The 23,547-nt window shown below is 44.0% G+C and carries 20 protein-coding genes; 4 read left to right on the top strand and 16 right to left on the bottom strand.

Annotation, left to right across the window (positions count from 1 at the left end):
* Positions 1-92: 92 nt before the first annotated feature.
* Positions 93-1,292: a BaiN/RdsA family NAD(P)/FAD-dependent oxidoreductase gene (locus BFG52_RS02790; RefSeq protein WP_067552350.1), complete on the top strand. Its 1,200-nt coding sequence runs from the start codon at positions 93-95 to the stop codon at positions 1,290-1,292.
* Between the two features lie 111 nt (positions 1,293-1,403).
* Here BFG52_RS02790 and BFG52_RS02785 read toward each other — a convergent pair whose 3' ends face one another.
* Positions 1,404-1,808, bottom strand: coding sequence for a hypothetical protein (locus BFG52_RS02785; RefSeq protein ID WP_067552347.1), 405 nt, complete (start codon positions 1,806-1,808; stop codon positions 1,404-1,406).
* Between the two features lie 210 nt (positions 1,809-2,018).
* On the bottom strand, positions 2,019-3,620 hold the full coding sequence (locus BFG52_RS02780; protein WP_067552344.1) for a mechanosensitive ion channel: 1,602 nt from the start codon (positions 3,618-3,620) through the stop codon (positions 2,019-2,021).
* A gap of 547 nt (positions 3,621-4,167) precedes the next feature.
* On the opposite strand from BFG52_RS02780, the gene BFG52_RS02775 reads away from it, so the two are divergent.
* Together BFG52_RS02775 and BFG52_RS02770 are read left to right on the top strand one after the other, a co-directional pair.
* Positions 4,168-5,835, top strand: coding sequence for an ATP-binding cassette domain-containing protein (locus BFG52_RS02775; protein WP_067552341.1), 1,668 nt, complete (start codon positions 4,168-4,170; stop codon positions 5,833-5,835).
* A 67-nt stretch (positions 5,836-5,902) separates the two neighbouring features.
* Entirely contained in the window at positions 5,903-6,325 is a 423-nt protein-coding gene (locus BFG52_RS02770) for a hypothetical protein (protein ID WP_067552338.1), read from the top strand.
* Positions 6,326-6,369: 44 nt separating this feature from the next.
* Here BFG52_RS02770 and BFG52_RS02765 read toward each other — a convergent pair whose 3' ends face one another.
* Positions 6,370-7,131, bottom strand: a complete 762-nt coding sequence (locus BFG52_RS02765) for a ferredoxin--NADP reductase (protein ID WP_067552335.1) — start codon at positions 7,129-7,131, stop codon at positions 6,370-6,372.
* Between the two features lie 85 nt (positions 7,132-7,216).
* Here BFG52_RS02765 and gigC point away from each other — a divergent pair, with 85 nt between their 5' ends.
* Positions 7,217-8,119, top strand: a complete 903-nt coding sequence (gigC, locus tag BFG52_RS02760; RefSeq protein WP_067552332.1) for a LysR family transcriptional regulator GigC — start codon at positions 7,217-7,219, stop codon at positions 8,117-8,119.
* 144 nt (positions 8,120-8,263) lie between these two features.
* Here gigC and BFG52_RS02755 read toward each other — a convergent pair whose 3' ends face one another.
* The 13 genes from BFG52_RS02755 to nuoC form a co-directional block, all read right to left on the bottom strand.
* Positions 8,264-8,683 (bottom strand): hypothetical protein, encoded by a 420-nt coding sequence (locus BFG52_RS02755; RefSeq protein WP_067552329.1) that lies wholly within the window; start codon positions 8,681-8,683, stop codon positions 8,264-8,266.
* 180 nt (positions 8,684-8,863) lie between these two features.
* Positions 8,864-9,499, bottom strand: a complete 636-nt coding sequence (gene upp / locus BFG52_RS02750) for a uracil phosphoribosyltransferase (protein WP_067552326.1) — start codon at positions 9,497-9,499, stop codon at positions 8,864-8,866.
* A gap of 172 nt (positions 9,500-9,671) precedes the next feature.
* Positions 9,672-11,240, bottom strand: a complete 1,569-nt coding sequence (nuoN, locus tag BFG52_RS02745) for an NADH-quinone oxidoreductase subunit NuoN (RefSeq protein ID WP_067552323.1) — start codon at positions 11,238-11,240, stop codon at positions 9,672-9,674.
* A 2-nt stretch (positions 11,241-11,242) separates the two neighbouring features.
* Positions 11,243-12,859 carry an NADH-quinone oxidoreductase subunit M gene (nuoM, locus tag BFG52_RS02740; protein WP_171257358.1) on the bottom strand — a complete coding sequence of 539 codons (1,617 nt, stop codon included), beginning with the start codon at positions 12,857-12,859 and terminating at the stop codon, positions 11,243-11,245.
* A gap of 7 nt (positions 12,860-12,866) precedes the next feature.
* Entirely contained in the window at positions 12,867-14,762 is a 1,896-nt protein-coding gene (gene nuoL / locus BFG52_RS02735) for an NADH-quinone oxidoreductase subunit L (protein WP_067552316.1), read from the bottom strand.
* On the bottom strand, positions 14,759-15,067 hold the full coding sequence (gene nuoK / locus BFG52_RS02730; protein WP_067552313.1) for an NADH-quinone oxidoreductase subunit NuoK: 309 nt from the start codon (positions 15,065-15,067) through the stop codon (positions 14,759-14,761). The genes nuoL and nuoK overlap by 4 nt, the downstream gene beginning before the upstream one ends.
* The gene (gene nuoJ / locus BFG52_RS02725; protein ID WP_171257357.1) at positions 15,067-15,585 is read right to left on the bottom strand and encodes an NADH-quinone oxidoreductase subunit J; all 519 of its coding nucleotides are present in this window, start codon (positions 15,583-15,585) and stop codon (positions 15,067-15,069) included. Before nuoJ ends, nuoK begins: the two co-directional genes overlap by 1 nt.
* The gene (gene nuoI, locus BFG52_RS02720; protein ID WP_067552308.1) at positions 15,585-16,121 is read right to left on the bottom strand and encodes an NADH-quinone oxidoreductase subunit NuoI; all 537 of its coding nucleotides are present in this window, start codon (positions 16,119-16,121) and stop codon (positions 15,585-15,587) included. The genes nuoJ and nuoI overlap by 1 nt, the downstream gene beginning before the upstream one ends.
* 18 nt (positions 16,122-16,139) lie before the next feature.
* On the bottom strand, positions 16,140-17,156 hold the full coding sequence (gene nuoH / locus BFG52_RS02715) for an NADH-quinone oxidoreductase subunit NuoH (RefSeq protein ID WP_067552305.1): 1,017 nt from the start codon (positions 17,154-17,156) through the stop codon (positions 16,140-16,142).
* A complete protein-coding gene (gene nuoG, locus BFG52_RS02710; RefSeq protein ID WP_067552301.1) occupies positions 17,153-19,843 on the bottom strand; it encodes an NADH-quinone oxidoreductase subunit NuoG in 2,691 nt (896 codons plus the stop codon). The genes nuoH and nuoG overlap by 4 nt, the downstream gene beginning before the upstream one ends.
* Positions 19,844-19,854: 11 nt before the next feature.
* Positions 19,855-21,189 (bottom strand): NADH-quinone oxidoreductase subunit NuoF, encoded by a 1,335-nt coding sequence (gene nuoF, locus BFG52_RS02705; protein WP_067552298.1) that lies wholly within the window; start codon positions 21,187-21,189, stop codon positions 19,855-19,857.
* Complete coding sequence (gene nuoE, locus BFG52_RS02700) at positions 21,186-21,695, bottom strand: NADH-quinone oxidoreductase subunit NuoE (RefSeq protein ID WP_067552295.1); 510 nt, start codon at positions 21,693-21,695, stop codon at positions 21,186-21,188. Before nuoE ends, nuoF begins: the two co-directional genes overlap by 4 nt.
* Positions 21,696-21,709: 14 nt before the next feature.
* On the bottom strand, positions 21,710-23,497 hold the full coding sequence (gene nuoC / locus BFG52_RS02695) for an NADH-quinone oxidoreductase subunit C/D (protein WP_067552292.1): 1,788 nt from the start codon (positions 23,495-23,497) through the stop codon (positions 21,710-21,712).
* Positions 23,498-23,547 lie beyond the last annotated feature (50 nt).

The raw sequence follows: 23,547 nt of genomic DNA, 5'->3' as shown, positions 1-23,547 counted from the left end.
AATGCCGCGCCCCTAGATGGACTACGATCTATTGCCGAAAAAAAACTAGAAATTGTTTATAATGCGCAGCAATTTGATTGAATGAGTCCATTATGGCTACCTCAGAATATGACGTAATTGTGCTAGGCGGTGGTGCATCAGGGTTAATGCTCGCTGCGCTTGCTGGTGCACGTGGTCGTCGCGTATTGGTTTTGGAAAAATCCAATAAAGTCGGTAAAAAGATTTTAATGTCTGGTGGCGGTAAATGTAATTTTACCAACCTATATGTCGAAGCTGAGCACTTTATTAGTCATAATCCTCATTTTGTTATTTCGGCATTGTCACGTTATAGCAATTGGGATTTTATTGGGCTGGTCAGTGATTATAAAATTGCCTATGAAGAACGCAAACACGGTCAGTTATTTACCCAAAATGGTGCCAAAGAAATTTTAGACATGTTGCTTGAGCAATGCCAACGCAGCCAAAATGTCGAGATTCTGTGTCAGTGTGACGTGAGTAAAGTACAAACGCGCTTAAATGGTCAGTTTGAAGTCAAAAGCAATCAAGGCACATGGCGCGCTCAGTCTTTGGTAGTGGCGACCGGTGGGCTGTCGATTCCAACGCTCGGTGGTTCAGGCTTTGGTTATGACTTAGCCAAACAATTTGGTCATCAAGTCTATCCAACCCGTGCCGGGCTTGCCCCCTTTACCTTTAGTGATCAATTTAAAGCACTTACCACCCGTCTAAGTGGTACGGCGGTCGATGTGATGCTATCCAATCAACGCCAGTCTTTTCATGAAGCACTCCTATTTACTCACCGTGGTCTGAGTGGACCCAGTGCTTTACAGCTGTCGAACTATTGGCATTTAGGGGAAACGATTCATATAGATTTTTTCCCAACGCGACAACTCTATGCAGAACTTAGCCACGCCAAAAAACAACAGCCGAAAATCCTGCTACGAACTTGGTTAGCCGAATGGCTGCCGAAAAGCGTGGTCTTAGAATTACAACAAATCATTTGGTTGGAACAAGCTGAGTTACCTTTGGCACAGATTGCCGATGAGAAGTTATTATATATTGCCCAGCAATTACATCACCTCACCGTAAAACCAGCAGGTACTGAGGGCTATCGTACGGCGGAAGTGACCTTGGGAGGTGTCGATACGCAGCAGGTTTCCTCTAAAACCATGCAAAGTCAGATACAACAAGGGCTATATTTTATTGGTGAAGTATTGGATGTGACGGGTCATCTGGGCGGCTATAATTTTCAGTGGGCCTGGTCATCTGCCTATGCCGCCGCACAATATGTCTAGATGTCTAGTCTGCGATCACCATAAACGATTAAGAGCGCAATAGGAAAAGTCATAACGCCGCTTCCCTGCTGCGCGCTGCTCAAATTTACCGTAACTTAAGCTGATGAACCATTAAGCTTTTGGCGTGCTAGACTGGTCTTGATCACGATCTGCTGTGTTATCTGTATTGCTGTCTGTATTGCTGTCTGTATTGTTATCGGCATCGGCACTATTGTCTATGCCGTGGTCTGTATGCTGTACTTCAGCCGTTGCCACTCTACTCTGTTGTGCTTCATCTTCAGCTTTAGGCGCACTTTGCGTGACTATAACATCGAGTTCTGCTGCCGCAGTTGCTGCCTGTTGTTGCAGCGTGTCAAGCGTGGTTGTGGATACTGGTGCCAAATCCACTGCACCGTGTAGGTCTGCTAGTTTTTTCTTTTTTGCAAACACAAAACGATATGCTGCATAGAGAAAACCAGCAGTAACCCCAACAATGACGAATGGTGCCAATGCACCGCGTTTTTTAGTTTGAGACATGAAGCATTACTCCTTAGACAAGCGCATAACAGCACGTAGACTCGCCCACATGCTGTTATGCTTATTTAAGCATCTGATATTCATAAGAATGAGTGTAGAAGAATTTTGTAGATCTGCAACGCTATGCAGAGATAAATAACAAAATTCCCGAGCACTGTAAAAGTGCTCGGGAAAATGACGCAATAAACTGATAAATTTGCAGTAATCGGCTTAATGGTTTTGATCTGGTGTATTTTGATCCGGCGTATTTGCATCCGATTCATTTGCAGACTCTGGCGCTGCAGGCTTTTGCTCTAACAAGGCTACAGGCTCTGTACGTGACTTATCACAGTTTTTCTCTTGTTCATCCAAGAATCTGTTTAGTACACGTTCTGCAGGTTGACGACCACCCAAGCCGAAAGCCAAAGCGAATGCGACAGCAACCGCACCGAGGGTTAAGCCGAAGGCAAGGTTAACAATAGAGTCGGCAATGCCCATGGCACGAAGCCCCATTGCCAATACCAATCCCATAATCAAAATACGGACTAAATTGGCTAACCATTTGGAGTTGTGGCTAGAACCACGTTGTACCGTTTCGGCAACCAAATTGGCTAACCAGAAACCGATCACCAAGATCACAGCACCAAATAAGATATTGGCACCAAAATGGATAAACATCGCAATCAAATCACTGACTTGATCTAAACCAATACGATGCGCAGCTTCAGATACTGCAAACAACATGGTAAAGAATACGATGAAGTAACCAATAATCACCGATAGTTTTTGTTGGTTGAGTAAGCGTTGTAAACCGATTTTTTCAGGTAAGCTATCAATTCCTGTACCAGATAATACTTCTGTGATCAGACGTGCGATTAAGCGCGCCACCACATAAGCAAAAATCAGAATCAATGCTGCAGCAATAATATTTGGAATCGCAAATAAAATCTGATTCAGCATATTGGTTGCAGGATCAGAGATCGCATGAATACCAAGAGCTTCAAATGCGATGATCAAAGTCGTGATAATCACCACAGTAAAAACTAATGTTCCAAGGAAGGTCGAAATGCTGGAGTTTTTAAATAAACCAATTTTTTCGACATTTTGCTGTAAGCTCAGACTATTACTCAAACCTTCCACAATACCGCGTAGAATTTTGGCAATGATATAACCGACAAACACAATTACAGCACTAATAAACAGCTGCGGTAAGAAGGTAATGACGTCATTAACCATTTGCTGTACTGGAGCCAGCAAACCATTGAGTTTTAAAATCGATAATACGATCGGTAAGAAGAGTAATAAAATAAGCCAATACACGATCTCAGCAATATTTTTACTGATCTGGCTCACGCCAACTTCACTACTGAGTTTCTCATCAAGTTCTGTTTTTGATAATGCCGTCGTTAAAGCGCTACGCACCAAATTGGCCAATAACCAACCCACAAAGGCAACGATTGCAGCGGCAATCAGATGTGGAATAAACAGCAGAACCTGAGCTACCATTGAACTGAGCGGACCGCTGACACTACTGATATTGAGAATATTCAGTGCTGCAATAATGGCAATAATTAAAATAAACCAAAATACCAGCTTGGCTAATAAACTTTCATAATTTAAACTAGATTCATTGCCAGATATTTTTCCTGTAGCTGAGCTGAGATGTTGGTTTGTATTGATCTTATTGAGTAGTTTCTTAACGCCAGCAGAAATCAATAATGCTAGAATCCACCCTAAAATTAATATCAGTACAGCCGAAATAATAGGTTGAAATTGTTCCCAATAATACATGGAATCAAATCGTCCCAATGTTTGTCCAAAATAATCGTGCATCTGGATACCCTCTTCTTATCATTGCTTTGCGCAACTTAAAACATTGTGAAGTATTGAATGAGTAGTAATAATTAAATATTAGCCTAGTTACATAATCGCTTATGCCGTTCACATGACATGCTGAAAAAAACAGATATAAGCAAGAATGCTATCACATAATTGTGCTTAACATCACAACAAATATATAAGTCTGCTAAATAGATAACACTATATCAGACTCTTTATTTTGTTTTATTTGATGTATTTATGATCTACTTATAGCAAACTTAAGCAACAAAGCTCAAGCAAGATTACATAAATAGTGCTGTAAAAATAAACGCATCGCGACAGCGACTTTGAAAGGAGAAAACCTACTCGTACAATTACTTGCAAGCTTTTCTATCGAAATTGAGAGCCATGAATATCTAAAAACTTATTTTTTTATTGGATATATTATGCAGAAGAAATGGCCAAAAAATGACAGCGATAGATCACAAAGAGATATCTTAAGTTTGATTAAAATATTTTATCAATCGCACAACCACAAAATGCCAAGATCGGAAGTAACATGTCACCCATTTTAAGAATCGTACAACAACAAGGCATAGCAATTGGTATCGCGCTTTTCTTCTCCTTTATTTTGCGCCTGCTGATATTAGTTATCCCGATCATCTTTGGTAAAGTACTGGACCGATTAGCTGAGGGACAAAGCGACATTATGTCGCTGTTACTCCTCAGTGCTGCTATCAGTATTTTATATGCCTGTATGGCGCCCTTTTTGGTGCAAAAAATTACGCAAACCTTTCAAGAAATACTCAGACAATTTTCTATTGCAATGGTGCGTGTTATTTTTCAAAAAGACTATCAATTCTTTGAACAAAAAGGTTTGGGTTCACTGATTCGACAGCTAGAACGCGGCACCTTGGCTTATGAGAAACTCTTTCTTTTTATTGCTAATATTTTGCTCCCCAATAGTATTGGGCTGGTGCTGATTGCCGTATATTTGGCGTATACCGCCAATCTCAGTCTGGTCTTATTTTTAATGGTCTGGTCGATTTTATCGGTGTGCTGTATTTCCTATGCCATTAAATGTAGACGCCCACATATTCAAGCCATTAATGACACAGAAGACCAGCTCAGTGATGACTTTGCAGAAACGTTTTTAGCCGCACGCAGCATTAAGAGTTTAAATAGTCTGGATAAGTCTGCCCAACAGTTAAATCGAAGTTATCGGGATTATGCGCAAAAGAGCAGCATCCTGTCATTTTATTCAGAGAGCTTAAAATCGACACAGTTTATTTTGCTCAATTTAGCAAGCTGTATGATCATGTTGCTCGGTGTTTATATTTTTTTACAACAACAGCGCATCAGTATTGGTGACTTTGTGGTGATTTATAGTTTGGCAGCAATCTTTATGGGTAATATTATTAGCCTGACCGAGGCATATAAAGAATATGATCAGTTTAAACTCGATAAAGCGCAGTTAGATCATATTCTCGCTTTAGACAATATTCGCATGCAAGCCAACACCCCGTATGATGTTCAAACTCCACCTATACTGACCATACAAGCTTTCCAATATGAGATACATCCATATAAAACACTGACCAACCCTAGCAGCTTTCAAATTGAGGCAGGAATGAAAGTTGTGATTGTGGGTGCCACAGGTGAAGGGAAAACCACACTCATGAAAATTCTGGCGGGTATTATCGATCTACCACAAACCGTATATGTCGATGCGACAGATCTACACGATTTCAGTGCGCAACAACTGGCACAATGTCGCTCAGTGTCAGCACAATTTCCAGATTTTCTTAGTGGTGATTTTCAGCGCAGTATTTTATTGGATTATTTACATGCTGAACCTGAAAGTTGTCGAGAACATTTACAAACGCTCGGCTTTGCCGAAACGACGATTCAACGACTTTTAACTGAAACTGTTGCTATTGAGCAATTGTCGGGTGGTGAGAAAAAACGCCTTGATATTTTAAGAACAGCGTATATGCACAGCCCGATTATATACTTTGATGAACCAACTGCATCCTTAGATGGCGAGGTAGCCACACAAGTTTGGCAATTTATCTTTGCGGTGCATCGGGCTAAAACCATGATCTGTATTAGTCATGATGCATCCTATTTGCAACATTTTGATTTAATAATAAAAATCCAAGACAGCCAACTACAGGTCTATCGCAATACGGAGCAGCTTGAATCGCTTTCAGCAACCGCTATTTAGACAATGAGGCGGTTTTTTCAGTGGATTTCAGCTATAATGTGCGCTGTATTTTTTATCCAAATGCATTATGGCTTATCCACGACAAACCGTTTCGCTTGAACTAGACACCGATGTTACGCATCAGTGCTCTCTACATCACACGCGTGACGATCATTTGATCGGCATTATTAGTTTTCAAAAGCCTAGCCTATTTTTAAAATGGGGAGACTTAGAATACTTTCGTCGCCGTAGCGATGAATTTTCAGTCATGCCGTTTCCAGATTGTGTCAATGCCATGATTATCGATATTCAAGAGGTATTGGCTTATCTAGATCAAGATGTTCCCTTAGTCCCTTGGCGCTTATTAGAGGAAGACTGTCCTGTACGTATTATCGTACCAGCAGAACGCCTAGATTATTATATGGGAATCTTTGAACCGACTTGGTTATGTAGCAATATCGACATTGCAATTACTGAGCTACGTGACTTTATGGATATGTTAGTGCACTAAATCCACAAAACCACCAAAACCTCACGCTGAATTTGACAATCAAGCTACCAATAATTTTCCACCGCAATATTGCCCTCACCTCGGCGATTCATGGTTAAACCGCGCGCTTTCAGCGCAGCCTTGGTATCTTCAACCATTTGCGGGTTGCCACATAACATAATATGACTGGTCTCAGGATTAAACTCATAACCAACAAACTGTTCTAATTGACCATTTTCAATCAAGACGGGTAAACGTTGATGCAACTCAGCCGCTGGATCACGAGTAATAATCGGTACATATTGGAACCCACAATGCTGCTCAGAAAAGTCCGCAACAATCTGTTGGATACGCTCCTGATACGCCAATTCATCACGGTTTCGGACACTATATACCAAGTGTATATGTTGATAATTTTTCCATACATCAAAATCTTGCAAAATAGATAAAAAAGGCGCCAAACCTGTTCCCGTTGCCAATAGCCATAAATCATTGGGCAAGGGCTGTTGGAAGCGATTCAATGTCAGAAAACCATAAGAAATTTTTTCTAAATAAATATCATCGCCCACTTGTAGATGCTGTAATTTGGCCGTTAAAGCACCATCTGGAACCACAATGGAGAAAAACTCTAATATCTCATCATAAGGTGAGGACACCACGGAATAAGCGCGTATAACCAGTTCATCTCCCACTTTAACGCCAATGCGAGCAAATTGCCCCGCAGTGAATTTAAAATGTGCAGGGCGCGTCATGGTGAAACTAAACAGATTCTTTGCCCAATGATGCACAGTTAAAACTTTTTCTACGCTGTATTTATCTAAAGACATACGAACTACGTGATAGCAGGGATGTTGTTTATCCTAGCATAACTGTATAATTTATTGATATTTTAAAAGTGTTAAGGCAGAAACAATGCGCATGACCTTACGCCAATTGGCGGTATTTGTTGCTGTTGCACAAGAAGGCACTGTCACCAAAGCCAGTGAAGCAGTCCGATTAACACAAAGTGCCGCAAGTATGGCATTGGCAGATTTAGAGGATGGTTTAGGAGCTCCTCTGTTTGACCGCTTAGGCAAACGCTTACAGTTGAATGATTTGGGGCGTTATCTCTTACCCCAAGCACTGGAAATTTTAGGGCGTTGCGAAGCATTTGAACAAGCCGCAAAAGGTGAACTACAAAGCGTAGACTTAAGAATTGGCGCAACATTAACGATCAGTGATTATTTAATGCCAGACCTAATGGCAGATTTTTTAAAAATTCGTCCAAAAGCGCATTTACAATTACAAGTTGGCAATACCAGACAGATGATTGAAGCTGTCAATCAATTTCAACTCGACTTAGCCCTGATCGAAGGCTCTTGTCACCTACCACAATTACATTGTATTCCGTGGCGAAATGACGAACTAGCCGTGTGCTGCGCGCCGAATCATCCTCTGGTACAGCTGAATCGACCGTTACATCCACAAGATTTCAATTATGTCGAATGGATTTTACGCGAAGAAGGTTCTGGCACACGAGAAATTTTTGACCATGCCATTTTACCAGACCTAGAGCATGCCAAAATTCGTCTCACATTGGGTCACAATGAAGCGATCTTAAAAATTGTCGCAGGTGGTTTAGGGATCTCTTGTATTTCCAAACTTGCCATTGCCCCTTTACTCAAAGAGCAACAATTGGTCGTCCTGCACACACCATTTTGGCAGCTCAGTCGACCATTATTTATGTTAGCGCATCGTCAGAAATACCAAGGTCCGGGGCTGAAAGCCTTTATGAATTTTTGTGGTATTCCACTCAAAGGTGAGGAAGGCGAATAGCACACAGCCATCATATCGATTAATTGCCAATATATGGGCAATGCCTGCTGGTGCATACAAGCGCTATATCAAACGCGAACAAGCCAATAAATCATCTAAGCATTATTGGCTTGTTAAGCGCGTAAAGCAAAGCCTTGCGGGCTGTTATTTTATGTTTTTGGCATTTTCACAGACTAAATTAAGCATAGCCAAATCATGACCAGCATGCGCTTTTATGATTTCACCTTTTTTATCACTCTTATATTTCACTGCACCATTATTTTTATCGCCAATCATAAAATCTAAAATCTGTATGCTTTGATGTGCACAATCAAAAGCCATATGGTATTGGGCAATGGTATCTTCTTCAAATTTACCAGTATAAAATTTTGTTTCAGGTACGCCAACTAATTTTCTAATCGCTGTAATTTTAAATTTACTTTGAGTCGATGGATAAAACTCTATTGAATCCAATTCAAAAGCATAAGCAATATCACCATACTGAAAATAAACCTCTTCTGCCCGAATACTATTTGAAAAGGCTACACTGACCGCCAATATGAAACCCAAAATCGCTTTTTGCATTTGCTAAAACTCATCTATCCCTTTGATGATCTGATTTTACGGAACGATAGCATCTGATCATAGCTTAGATTTAAAATATATCGCAGCCTAATGCCGATGCCGATAAAAATAAAAAATAAGAACCGCATCCATTGCTGAATGCAGTTCTTGATCGCAGATTGGCAAATCGATATCAGACTTTTAGTCTTTTTGTACACTACCAAAAATTTTATCGCCAGCATCGCCTAAACCCGGCACGATATACCCTTGTGGGTTCAGACCTTGGTCAATCGATGCGGTAAAGATCATTACATCGGGATGTGCTGCCGCAACTTTGGCAATTCCTTCAGGCGCAGCAACCAGCACCATCACGCGAATATCTTTACAACCACTGGCTTTGAGTACATCAATCGCAGCAATCAAAGATGCCCCCGTCGCCAACATGGGGTCAATGATCATGGCAATACGGTTTTGTACATCTGGAACGAGTTTCTTATAGTAGGTGCGTGCCTGTAGCGTTTCTTCATCACGCTCTAAGCCCAAAACAGAGACCTTGGCACTTGGAATCAGATTTAAGAAGCCTTCCAACATACCAATTCCGGCACGTAAGATCGGCACGACAGTAATTTTTTTACCGGCAATACGTTGTGTGGTTACTTTTCCAGCCCAACCATCAACCTCATGATCGCACATCGCCAAATCTTTGGTCGCTTCATACGTCAAAAGCATAGTGACTTCTTGCGCGAGTTCACGGAAGTTTTTGGTGCTGATATCGTTACGACGTAATAAACCCAATTTATGTTGAATGAGTGGATGTCGAATTTCTTGAATGGGCACAGGAGGAACCTAAAAAATATAGTTAAACTGCAGCTATTATAAAACGAATTGTAAAGTGATTCTTATCTTTTCTGCACAAAAAGCCCTCAATCTATGAGGGCTTTTGTTGATTTCTCTAAATTAAGACCTAAGCTGATTAAAAATAACCAGCTCATGCCAAAACTTATACGATTTACTGCTGAACAAATAGCATAAATCCTAGTTGAATCAATTGAGGATCGATTGAGAATGTTGCAAGTTTTGCGAGCTGCAACATTGGCTCTGGATAAACACCTAAGACAAAGACCAAAGCAGTCGCACCAAGTACCATCAAACCACCTGCTTGTTGCCCCCAGTGACGCACAGCTTCAATCCGTGGTTGTTCAGGTGGTGTCATATACATCACCACAATCACGCGGAGATAATAATATAAACCGATACCACTGCCCACAATCACCATGGCTGACAAGAACCAACTGCCCATCATCACTGCTTGTTTGATCACCATAAACTTGGCAATAAAGCCCGCAGTTAATGGAATACCTGCCAGAGAGAGCATCATCAAGGTCAGTACAGCCGTCAAAATCGGACGACGCCAGAACATGCCGCGATAGTCAGCCAAGCTTTCAGCTTCATCACGATTGTTATATGGGCTAGACATTAAGGTCACGACACCAAAGGCACCGATCGTGGTCAAGACATAGGTCAAGACATAAACCGTCACCGCTTGCGTATCGACAGTGCTGATCCCCTGTGCTACGCCACGGAACATGTCGGTATAGTTGATACTGACCAAGCCCACCAAGATATAACCAAAATGTGCAATGGATGAATATGCCAAAATACGTTTGAGGTTAACCTGACGCACCGCGAGTAAGTTACCCACAATGATCGACAGTGTCGCAATGATGATCAGAATCAACAGAACGTTTGGTAATAAGATCAAACCTGAAGACATCACAAAGCGAATGAATAGACCAATCATGGCAACTTTGGCTACGGTACCCAAGAAAGTTGCAATCGGTGCTGGTGCACCCGCATAAACATCTGGTGTCCATTTATGAAATGGAGCCATCGACAATTTAAAGGCCACTGCACAGATCATCAAGCCAAGACCGAGGACCAAAGCAGGTGTAGGCACTTTGTCATAGAAGCCACTCAAGATCCCTTGTAGCGCTTGAGGGTCTACAAAAGACAAGGTTCCTGTATAGGCATAGATATAAGCCATTCCCATAAGCAACATCGCAGATGCTGTTGCGGAGAGCACAAGGTATTTTAAACCTGCCTCTAAAGATTTACCGCGTTGATGGGTATAAGCCAACAAGCCATACAAAGGAATAGACATCAACTCTAAACTAATAAAGAACGATGCATAGTGATTACTTGCCACCATGAGCATCGCACCTGCGGTGGATGCCAACATCATCAAATACAGTTCTTCGCGGTTGTCTTTGTAACTTTCGATATACGCATGTGACAAAGTACAGCAGGCTAATGCTGCCACTAAAATCATGAATTGATAAAACAGCGTAAAACGATCGACTGCAAATAAGCCCATCACTTGTTGTTCTGGCACTGCTGGACCAAACCACATCAAGATCAGATTTAATGCTGCAAGATTCAGCCCAACCACGGTAGCCGTTGCGACCAGATTATGATTACGTTTGACCGCAATCAATAGCATGACCGCAATCAAGGTCAATGCTACGATCATCACAGGTGCCAAAGGCATCAGCGCAGAGAAAGATAGTGTGAAGTTCATAACTATTTCATCTCCACATGTTGTTGAGAAGCCATCTGTTGCAAGATTTGATCAATCACAGGTTGAATCACAGGTTTCAAACTGGTATCGCTATGTACGATCCAATCCATACTAGACTGTGAAATATCCAAGAAGCTTTGTGGGTAGAGACCTAACCACAATAGGCTGACAGCACAAATCAATAGCAACGCCACTTCACGACCAGCAAGATCACGTAACGGGTTATTTGCTTGTTGTGCTGGATTCGGTGTGCCAAATAAAGCACGATGAATCAGGATCAAACCATAGAGACCGGCAAAGACCAAGCTGACTGCCGCCAAGATGGTATATACAGGATAAGCATTGAATGAACCCAACAGAATGAGGAACTCACCAATAAAGTTACCAAGACCTGGAATACCGACCAAGGCAGCGATAAAGAACATTAAGAAGAAGGCCAAATACGGTAATTGACCACGAATACCGCCCATCAAACGCATATCACGGGTATGTAAACGTTCGTAGACCTGACCACACATGATAAACAGTGCAGCGGAAGAAATACCGTGCGCCAGCATCATGATCATCAAGCCTTGGAAGCTCATTAAGGTACCCGCATATAAAGCAAGTAACACAAAGCCCATGTGTGAGATCGAGGTATAGGCCAACAGACGTTTCATGTCGGTTTGTTGGAAAGCACACCATGCACCGTAGAAAATACCAATTAAACCAAAGATGATGGCAATATCGGCAAATTGTGCTGAAGATTCAGGGAAGAACGGTAGCACAAAACGTAACAGACCATAGGCTGCAGTTTTGATCAAGATCCCGGCTAAATCGACAGAACCAGCGGTAGGTGCTTGCGCATGTGCATCGGGTAACCAGCCATGTAATGGGAAGACTGGCAATTTGACTGCAAAACCAATAAACATACAAATCATGAGAATGTATGCCAGTTTTGGAGATACACCTTCCATCACATGTGCTGCTGCCATCAAACTATAGTAGTTAAATGAGATGACACCATTGGTCAAGGTATAACTATAGATCACCAGACCCAAGATACCGATCAACATGATCAGACCTGCGACTTGGGTATAGATAAAGAACTTGGTCGCCGCATAAACACGCGATTTGTTTTCAGAGCCTTTATGCCCCCACAGTGCAATCAAGAAATAGATTGGCACCAACATCATCTCCCAGAAGAAGAAGAAGAGGAACATATCGAGGGCAATGAATACCCCGATCACACCGCCCAAAGACCACAGCAAGTTGAGATGGAAGAAACCAACGTTCTTTTGGATTTCCCCCCAAGAACACCCTACCGCCAACACACCCAATAGCGCAGTTAAACCGACCATGAGCAGTGATAAGCCATCGAGGGCTAAATGGATACTAATTCCGAGTGAAGGAATCCAGTTCACCAAGAACTGTGCGCCCCATTCTGGAAGGACTTGACCTACTTCATATTGATAGCTTTCTTGTGTACCGACCAATACCGTCAGACCCAAGGTGATCAGCATCCCAAATAACGCAATGTAGCGTGGTAGATGCTGGTCGATCTTATCGACCACCCAGCACAACAGACCCGCAATAAATGGGATCAAAATCAGTGCAGGAAGGATCCAGTTGTTTGTAATTTCCATGTTATCCCCCCACGACCTGAAGCATGACTAGAATCATGAGTAACACCACTAGACCAAGTGACATGCTTGATGCGTATTCACGTAACAAACCGGTTTGACGTGCACTGGTAAATTTATTACCACCACGCACTATGGCTGGTAGCATCAACCACAATCCATCAATAGGATCACGACCAAAGATTTTTGCTAGGAGTAAATACGGTTTTACAAACACAATATTATAGAGTGCATCGAAACCAAGTGCATTGCGGCAGATATTTGCCAATCCAGCACCCAGACTGGTTTGTGCAAAGGCTTTTAAGGCTGAATAGAGCACGGTAAATAAAATCACACCGATCACTAAACCTGCCAGCGCGATGCCTACAGCAGTGAGTTCCGCATGATGTACACCCGCTTCTAACGCTTCCGGAATCATAAAATCTGGGATTTTTGCTGAGTTTAATAGATTGCTCACAGGGTCTTTGAGTAAAGCACCGACCGCAGTAGACAACACAGCCAAAATCGCCAATGGACCCCAATAGGTCACACCTTTGATCGGATGATAAGCCGTTTTTTCTGGACCAAAGAACACCACCCATATCAAACGGAAAGTATAAATTGAGGTGAGGAATGCACCAGCAACACCGACCCAATACAAGCAGTTATATAACGGAATACCCGCAATATGGCTTTGCGCCCAAACAGCACCCAAGATGGCATCTTTAGAATAGAAGCCCACGGTAATGTAAGGAATCGCCGCCAATGCACCACCACCGATGGCAAAACAAGCAAAGAGGAATTTGTTATGTTTAAACAAACCGCCCATTTTGAAAATGTTTTGTTCGTGATGATAGGCCAAGATCACCGCACCAGATGACAAGAACAATAATGCCTTGAAGAATGCGTGAGTCAGCATGTGGAATAGACCCGCTTGGTATGCTTCTGCACCCACCGCCATAAACATATAACCGAGCTGACTCATGGTTGAGTACGCCAAGATACGTTTGATGTCGGTTTGTACCAATGCTGCAAAGCCTGCAACCAATAAGGTCACTGCACCAGTAATCGAGATGAAGACCATCACTTGTGGTGCAAGTTCTAACACGCTAAACATACGGCAGCACAGATATACCCCTGCGGTGACCATGGTCGCGGCGTGGATCAATGCCGACACTGGTGTTGGACCAGCCATCGCATCGGCCAACCAAGTTTGTAATGGGATTTGCGCAGATTTACCCGCTGCACCCAAGAACAACATCAAGGCAGTCCAGATGGTGATCGATGAACCTTTGCTCATCACCTCAGCAGCATGTTCTACGATGTACTGAATATTCAAAGTACCAAACTGTTGATAGAACAAGAATATTGCAATCAATAAGAACACATCACCAATACGCGTGACGGTAAAAGCTTTAATCGCCGCTTTGCCGTTGTCTGGATTTTGGTAGTAATAACCAATCAACAGATATGAGCACAAACCAACGCCTTCCCAACCAAGGAAGAGTAACGCTAAGTTATCACCCAAAACCAACAACAACATGCTGGCAACGAAGAGGTTGAAATAAGAGAAGAAACGTGCAAAGTCATGTTCACCGCGCATGTACCATGCTGCGAAGATATGAATCAAGAAACCAACACCGGTCACCATACCCAACATTAACAATGACAAACCGTCTAAGTGCAAGCTGATACCTGGTGCAAAGTCACCGACTTGGAACCACGTCCAAAGGTGAACCACTTGCTGGCTGGCTTGACTGTTAATGAACTGGATCCCTGCAAATAATGCAGACAGTGCAGACAAACCGACTGCCCCGACCCCGATAATGGCTGCCAAGCTTTCAGGAAGCTTATGACGCCCTGCCGCCAATAGTACAAAACCAATCAGCGGAAATAATATAGTTAAAGCTAATAGACTCATCCGCGCATCTCACTAGCAGCATCCACATCCAAGTGATGGAAGCGATGATAAAACTGAAGGACGATCGCAAGACCGATACACGCCTCTGCAGCAGCGAGGGTCAGAATCAAGATAAACATAATTTGTCCATCTGGTTGTGCCCAAGCACTTCCTGCCACCACGAATGCCAAAGCGGCGGCATTCATCATGATCTCAAGGCTCATTAAAATAAATAGAAGGTTGCGACGCACCATTACACCGTAAAAACCCAGTGCAAAAAGAATAGATGCGACGATCAAACCATGTTCTAAAGGAATGCTGCCCATTATTCTTTGCCCTCTTCTTCACTTGGCTCACGTTTACCCAAGTGAAATGCTGCAACCAAGGCTGCGAGCAAAATCATGGCGGCAACTTCAACCAATAATAAATAATGTGTGAATAACGACTGACCGACTACTTTTGGACCGACCATTTCTTTGCCCATCAACAGCGTACTTGGCGCATCGCCATAGCCGAGCATCCAGACCAAAACCAAGGCCAAAAGGAAGCTCATCAATGCAGGATAGGCCCATGCATCAGAACTCAGCCATTTGCGCTCTTGTTCAACCGTATGTTGCCCCAAATTGAGCATCATCACCACGAACACAAACAGCACCATAATGGCACCGGCATACACGATCACCTCCAGCGCAGCCGCAAAGGGCGCGCCGATGGTCAAGAAAATGCCAGCAACAGCCAACAAAGACACAATCAGACTGAGCAAAGCATGCACAGGATTAGTATTGGTCACCACACGAATTGTCGAAACGATAGCCACAACAGCCATCACATAAAATGGCCACATCATGGTAATAAGCTCCGTACATCTACAGGCGCGCTTTCACGTTGCGCTTGACCTTTGTCTTTGCCTTCAATTGCCATACCCGTCACACGATAGAAGTTATAATCTGGATATTTGCCTGGACCTGAAATCAAAAGGTTTTCTTTTTCATACACCAAGTCTTGACGTACATATTCACCCAATTCGAAATCTGGGGTGAGCTGAATTGCTGTGGTTGGGCAAGCTTCTTCGCACATCCCGCAGAAAATACAACGTGAAAAGTTGATCCGGAAAAATTCTGGATACCAACGTCCGTCTTCTTTTTCTGCTTTTTGCAAAGAAATACAACCTACTGGACAAGCTACCGCACAGAGGTTACACGCCACACAACGCTCTTCACCATCTGGGTCGCGGGTCAAGACAATACGTCCACGATAGCGTGGGGGTACCGGTACTGGCACCTCAGGATACAAGATCGTGTCACGCTTACGTACTGCATGGCTAAACACCATAAACAAAGTACGCACGACAGACCCGACTCCAGCGAGAATTTTAAACATGTTGAACTCCTTGCTGTCCTATGCCGAGTGATTTAACAAAATCACAGCACCAGTAACCAATAGGTTGACAAGCGCCAATGGTAAACAAATTTTCCAACCAAAATTCATGACTTGGTCATAACGTGGACGCATTAAAGAACCACGTGCCAAGACAAACATCATGACAAAGAACAAGGTCTTGATGATGAACCAGAATGCTGGTGGGATAAATGAAATTTCAAGGTTGAATGGTGCTAACCAACCACCAAAGAACAAAGTCACCATCAATGAAGAAATCAGAACGATGTTGACGTATTCTGCAACGAAGAACATACCCCATTTCATACCGCCATATTCGACATGATAACCTTCAGCCAATTCTTGCTCTGCTTCTGGTTGGTCAAATGGATGACGGTGCGTCACTGCAACACCGGCGACCACAAAGATCATAAAACCAATGAACTGCGGAATGATAAACCACATATCACGTTGTGCTTCAACGATGTCACGCAGGTTGAATGAACCTGCTATCGCCACCACACCCATCAATGAAATGCCTAAGAACACTTCATACGAAATGGTTTGTGCAGCAGAACGTAAGCCACCCAATAAGGCATATTTGTTATTGGAAGACCAACCACCAAATAACACCGCATAGACTGCAATCCCAGCCATTGCCATAAAGAACAACAGACCGATGTTCATGTCGGCCACGCCCATGGTTGGGCTAACCGGAATCACCATATAAGACATCACGGCTGTTGCCATTGCCACAGCAGGTGCCAAACGGAAAGTCAGTTTGTCGGCAAACTTCGGTGTCCAGTCCTCTTTGAACATGATTTTTAGCATGTCGGCAACGATTTGGAACATACCAAAAGGACCGACACGGTTTGGACCATAACGGTCCTGCCACAAGGCCAATAAACGACGTTCAATAAAGGACAGCAAGGCGGCAAACAGCACCACCACCAACAGAATGACGATCGCTTGTATCACGGAATATGCGATTGGCCAGTCTTGTGCCCAAGTCGGGAGTGCACGAATTGTTTCATTCATGATGAAGCTCCTACCGCAACGGATACAGGCTCAGCAAGCGATACAACTGGTGCTTGGCCCATTGGATAACCGATATAGCCTGTCGGGAAATATTCAACAATTTCGACAGGAAGTTGAATCGCAACATCGCCAGCATGTACCGTAATGTGCTGCCCATCTTGCAGATTTAAACGCTCAGCATCTTGCGCACCAAGCTTAAAGACCGGTGTCGGAATGCGCGTCTGCATCGCAGGGGTCTTCACGGTAAATTCGCCAGAAGCAAAGATGTGATATTGCGGAACCAAACGGAAAGTCTCTGGATTTTGTCGTGCAGTTGCCGGTGCAACATAACTACGTGCTGGACGCTTCGCCAAAAGATCAAATAAACGAATGCCTGCGTCACCACCTTTGAGATGTCCGCCAACATTATCTTGGTATTTGTTCCAAGCTTGGGGTGAGTTCCAACCCGGTGCCCATGCAAAAGGAACCAAGGATGACGCTTTTTGTGGTCCAACATAACCTTCCATGGAGAAGGTTAAAGCAGAGTCAACATCGACAGGTTGCTTCGGTTCATGAATGGAAATCGGTGCACGCATTGCGGTACGACCAGAATAACGACGTGGTTCACGCGCAATTTTTAGACCGTGTACACGATAACCAGCATCAGGTGCGACATCTTGAATTGCTTCAAGTTGTGGGACATTGCGTGCCACTTCTTCAATCACATCATCCAGCAACGTCCAAGAAATCGCTTTGCCAGCAAGCCCGGTTTCTAAGGCATGCAACCAACGCCAAGATTCTTTAATGGCATAATCTGGATGATAGTAACTTGGGTCATAGACTTGATAGAAGCGTTGTGCACGACCTTCTTGGCTCACCACCGTACCATCACCTTCAGCAAAACTTGCTGCAGACAGTACTACATCCGCTTTGGCCACGGTGTCAGTGAGAGAGTGATCCAGTACAATCACCTGTTCTGCTTTGGCCAATGCCGCATCAATTTGTGCTGCTGGCAAACGACGGTATAGGTCATTTTCAACCACGATGATAGCGTCATAGTCTTGTGCAAAAGCTTGCTCTAAGCTTTGACCACCAAACAGTGCCAAGCCCATTGAGTTCACTTCTGGAACAGTTAAGCTTATGCCAGCCGTTTCACCTAAGTTCTGTGCGACTTGCGCTGCTGCTTCAATAATTGCAGCATCTTGTAAGCTGGTGCCCGAAATGACCAAAGGTTTTTTCGCTGCTTTTAATGTTGCAGCAATATCCTGTGCATAGGCTTTGGCATCATCTTCTAAACCAACGATAGGCTCACCAGCAACTGCCGCTGCAATGGCAAAACCTAGGCGTGCAATATCATGCGGTGAAGCAACCACTTCACCCGATGCAACATCGGCAAGACGGGTTTCCGTGCTGGCAATGATGTAAATCGGTGATTTGGCATCTTGACCAATACGTTTTACCGGTTCAGCCAACCAATCTGGGGTACGACGATCTGCCGCCATTTGTTTGGCTTTATTTTTCGCTGCTTGACGTACTGACAAAGCCATACGTGGCGCAGTTTGGGTAAGGTCTTCACCTAAGATCAGCACCGCATCATAGCTTTCGATTTCACGCATACTGGGGTTGTATAACCCTTCGCTTTGCATAATCGATGCCACCAGCTCAACCAAGCTTTGTTCTTTTTGGCTCATACCTGTTGAGTAGGCCTCTGGACCCACCAATTGGCGTAGCGCAAAGTTACTTTCTAAGCTGGCACGTGGTGAACCAATGCCCAATACTTTCTTGGTTTTCAGTTTGCTAATCAAACTGTCCAGTGCTTCATCTACACTGATGTTCTGTAGTTGCTCGGCCACACGTTGTTGCGGTTGACGTGGACGATCTTCACGGTTGACATAACCTGTGCCGAAACGACCTTTGTCACACAAGAAGTATTGGTTAACATCACCATTGAAGCGGTTTTCGACACGACGCAATTCACCATAGCGTTCACCTGGAGAAATGTTACAACCAGAAGAACAACCTTGGCAGACGCTCGGCGCATACTGCATATCCCATTTACGGTTATAGCGTGCAGAATGGGTTTTGTCGGTAAATACCCCGGTTGGGCAAACTTCAGTCAAGTTACCAGAGAACTCAGACTCTAAAGTGCCTGATTCTGGACGACCAAAATAAACCCGCGAGGCATTGGCATAGACACCAAAATCGGTACCGCCAGCATAGTCGGTGTAATAACGCACACAACGGTAACACGCGATACAACGGTTCATTTCATGGGCAATAAAAGAACCCAATTCTTGGTTATAGTGCGTACGCTTGGTAAAGCGATAACGACGACGATCGTGCTGGGTCATAACCGTCATATCTTGAAGATGACAGTGACCACCCTCTTCACAGACTGGACAGTCGTGTGGATGGTTGGTCATTAAGAACTCAACCACCGACGCACGGAAGTCTTTTGCTTCTTTGTCTTCAATCGAAATATAGGTATTGTCAGATGCTGGTGTCATACAAGACATCACCAAACGACCACGTGTATCTTCAGGATTGGCGTATTGGGTTACCGCACATTGGCGGCAAGAGCCGACAGAACCTAAGGATGGATGCCAGCAAAAATACGGGATGTCGATGCCTAGACTCAAACATGCTTGTAGCAAGTTTTCTGAGCCATTGACTTCATACGATTTTCCATCGACATGAATGGTAGCCATAGTCGAATTCCTTAAGCTTGTTCAACGTTCTGATTTGCAGCAACTGAACTATTTTTCAATTTTGCTTCAAATTCATGACGGAAATGTTTGAGTGCGCCCATGAGTGGCTCCATTGCGCCGGGTGCATGTGCACAGAAAGTTTTACCAATCCACAACTTACGCGTAAGTTCTTGTAGATGGTCGATGTCTTCCTGCTTACCTTCACCAGATTCAAGTGCTTTAAGTGCTTTCACTGCCCATGGCAAACCATCACGGCATGGTGTACACCAGCCACAAGATTCACGCGCAAAGAATTCTTCTAAGTTACGTGTTGCAGACACCATGCATTGCGTTTCGTCTACAACCATCAATAAACAAGTCCCCAAACGCGAACCGGCTTTCATGATGCTTTCTGCATCCATTGGCAAGTCTATATGCTCAGCAGCCAAGAAGTCGGTTGAAGCTCCACCCGGTAACCATGCTTTGAGCTTGAGCCCATCACGCATGCCACCAGCATGTTCTTCGATCACTTCACGTGCTGTCGTGCCAAAAGGAAGCTCCCAAAGACCGGGGAATTTTACTTTGCCTGAAGCGCCATAAATTTTTGTACCTGGATCTTTAGACTTTCCTGCAGATAAGTTGATATACCACTCAGGACCACGCAACATAATGGCGGGTAAGTTGTTATAAGTTTCAACGTTATTGACAATGGTTGGACGCCCCCATGCCCCAGCAACCTGTGGGAATGGTGGTTTGGTCCGTGGGTTGGCACGACGACCTTCCAAAGAGTTGATCAATGCGGTTTCTTCACCACAGATATAACGACCAGCACCCGTATGGACAAAGAGTTCAAAGTTCCAGCCGGTGTCTAAGATGTTGTCACCCAAATAACCTTTGGCACGAATTTGCTCCAAAGCGTCATTGAGATATTGCGCAGCTTCGATGTACTCACCCCGGATAAAAATATAACCGTGTGTGGCTTCAAGCGTATAAGCCGCAATCAACATGCCTTCGATCAACTGGTGCGGCAGTTTTTCCATTAACAAACGGTCTTTAAAGGTACCTGGCTCCATTTCGTCGGCATTACAGATCAAGTAACGCGGACCGGAGTTATCATTGGGTGCCATCAAGGACCATTTAATTCCTGCTGGGAAACCTGCACCGCCACGACCTTTCACGGTTGCAGCTTTAATCACTTCAAGTACATCTTTGGGCGGCATGGTAATGGCTTTTTTAAAGCCAGCATAACCATCGAGCTTTTCGTAGTCATCCGCCAAACGTACATGTTCTTGACGGCTTAAACGCCAGGTCAATGGATGCGTTTCTGGGTTACCGTCGCCATAAATCGGTTTTGGTTCAGTATTCATGCATAGGCCTCCAGCAACTGTGGAATTGAGGAGATTTCCACCAATCCATGCGTATCACCATCAATCATTAGGGTTGGACCTTTGTCACAGTTACCCAAACAACAGATCGGGAGCAAGGTAAAGCGACCATCTGCTGTGGTTTGACCGTATTGAATACCCAATTCACGTTGGAATGCTTCAGCTAGGGTTTCAGCCCCCATCAAGAAACATGCAATGGAATCACAGAGTAAAATCACGTGACGTCCTACCGGTTGACGATAGATACGGTTATAAAATGTTGCCACACCCTCTAGGTCTGCAGCACTAATCGTCAGCAATTGTGCGATGGCATGCAGTTGTGCATCATCGACCCAACCATTGCGACGTTGTACGCATTTGAGGGCATCCAATGACGCAGCGCGTGGATAAGGATAATGGCTCAAGTGATGTTGAATTTCATGAATTTCTTCATGAGTTAAAATTCCTTCAACATTCACACGAGGCTTTTTATCAGTCAAAATCATCATAATGCATCTACCCCTTAGCGATCCACGTCAGCCATAACCACGTCAATGGTGGCCAAATAAATGATCAAGTCAGAGACCAAACTGCCATTAATCACTGCAGGCATTTGCTGCAAGTGCGTGAAGGTCGGTGTACGAATACGGGTACGATAACTCATAGTAGATTTATCAGACGTTAGATAGTAATTCGATGCACCTTTGACCACTTCAGCCATAACAGAAGCTTCTCCAGCCGGCATAACAGGACCCCATGACACGCTTAAGAAGTGCGTAATCAAGGTTTCGATGTCTTGTAAGGTCTTGTCTTTTGGCGGTGGAACAGCCAATGGATGATCCGCTTTATAAGGACCAGACGGCATATTGTCTAAGCACTGTTTAATGATCTTGAGTGATTCATTAATCTCATGGAAATGCACCATGACACGCGCATAAGCATCGCCTTCATATTCAAGCGGCACTTCGAAGTCATAGTTTTCATAACCACTGTATGGACGGTATTTACGTACATCAAAGTCAATCCCTGTAGCACGTAAACCAGTACCGGTTACCCCCCAAGCCAATGCTGACTTGGCGTCGTATTGCGCGACTTTCTGGGTACGTCCCATAAAGATTGAGTTGCGCAATGCCGCGGTATAGTACTCATTCATGCGTTTAGGCATCCACTCGAGGATGTCGCGAATCAGTTTTTGCCAGTTATTCGGCAAATCATGTGCAGTACCGCCAATACGAAACCATGCCGGATGCATACGGAAACCGGTAATGGCTTCAATGGCATCATAGATTTTTTGACGGTCAGCAAACATATAGAATACGGGTGTCATACCACCGGTATCTTGGATCGCGGTACCAATAAACAATAAATGGTTATTGATACGGAATAACTCAGACATCATGACGCGTATACATTGCGCACGATCAGGCACGGTAATCCCAGCCAGTTGTTCCACACCCATGACATAAGGCATGTTCTGAGCACAACCACCTAAGTAATCCACACGGTCGGTATATGGAATGAATGAATGCCATGTTTGACGTTCAGCCATTTTTTCTACACCGCGATGGTGATAACCGATATCCGGTACACAATCCATCACTTCCTCACCATCCAGTTGCAGGATGACACGGAAGGCACCATGCGCAGATGGGTGGTTAGGACCTAAGTTCAAGAACATGAAGTCTTCATCGGCATTGCCGCGTTTTAGCCCCCAGTCTTCAGGGACAAAACGTAAATGCTCTTGCTCAAAGTCCTGCTTGGCTTGGTTTTGCATATAAGGGGTATATTCAGTGGCACGCGCTGAATATTCCTTACGCAAAGGATGCCCTTCCCAATAGGTCGGCAACAAAATACGACGCAGCATCGGATGCCCAGCAAAATCGATGCCAAACATGTCATATGCTTCACGCTCATACCAGTTGGCATTTGGCCAGATATTGGTCGCAGTCGGAATGCTTAAATCGCTTTCACTCAAAGCCACTTTGATGCGAATGTCGCTATTACGTTCCAAGGACAATAAGTGATAAAACACTGTAAAGTCAGCGGCAGGTAATCCCTCACGATGCGTACGCATACGCTCGTCTACTGCAGACAAATCGAATAGCATCACATAAGGGCGTGCTACCTTGCGCAGAAACATTAACACATCTTGAACACGTGAACGTTCCACCCAAACGGTTGGAAAGTCTTCACAAGTAGCTTGCACGTAGAAGTTCTCACCAAACTTGGTTTTGAGCTCTTCTACAATGGCGAAAGCTGGGCGGGAATCAGTGATCGCTGATTCTGGCATAGCTAGTTCTGTTTCAGCCATTGGCTTGGCTTCCTATTTAATACAAATTCTGTCTATTTTCTTGTGCTGTA

The organism is Acinetobacter larvae (genome assembly GCF_001704115.1).
In the GTDB taxonomy this organism is placed as follows: Bacteria; Pseudomonadota; Gammaproteobacteria; order Pseudomonadales; family Moraxellaceae; genus Acinetobacter; species Acinetobacter larvae.
This window is presented reverse-complemented; position numbering and strand designations above follow the sequence as displayed.